At 36.1% G+C, this 549-nt stretch carries 1 protein-coding gene; it reads right to left on the bottom strand.

The window, feature by feature from the left end; translation table 11 throughout:
- Nucleotides 1-549 (bottom strand): M20 family metallopeptidase (locus tag GQX97_RS14415; protein WP_157152370.1); only part of this gene is annotated, 549 nt, incomplete at both ends.

Here is a 549-nt window from a genome sequence, read left to right as displayed (position 1 = left end):
CTTACTCCATTCCACTTAGAACCTGAATGCACAGAAACCCCATTAATTTCAACTCTAAAAAATATAAATCCCATATGTGCAGCTATTATCTCTCTGTCGCTAGGCTCACATACTATAACAGCATCAGCTTTTTTGCCTCCCATAGCAGCTACTATAGAACCATTTCCGCCTCCTTCTTCGTCAGCCACCGCAGTAATAATAACATTCATAGGAAGATCAATATTGGCATCTTTTAATAATTTAACAGCCATAATACCAGCCATTAAACCGCCTTTCATATCGCAAGCACCAAGTCCGTATATCTTTCCATCTCTAATATCAGCACTATGAGGATCACTCTCCCACAAAGAAACATCTCCAGAAGGCATAGTGTCAACATGCCCATTAAACATTATTGATTTGTTGGACTTGCCTTTAAAAGATGCATACACATTATACCTTTTATCATACTTATGATTAGGATTTCCTTCATTGTCTTCTTTAATAGATTTTTCTATTATGCTTTCTTGCATATCCTCTTTTTCTATGTTATCAGCATTCATTTCTTTA

Source organism: Brachyspira sp. SAP_772 (assembly GCF_009755885.1).
Taxonomy (GTDB): domain Bacteria; phylum Spirochaetota; class Brachyspiria; order Brachyspirales; family Brachyspiraceae; genus Brachyspira.
Note: the sequence above shows the minus strand (reverse complement) of the source record. Positions and strands in the feature narration are given on the sequence as shown.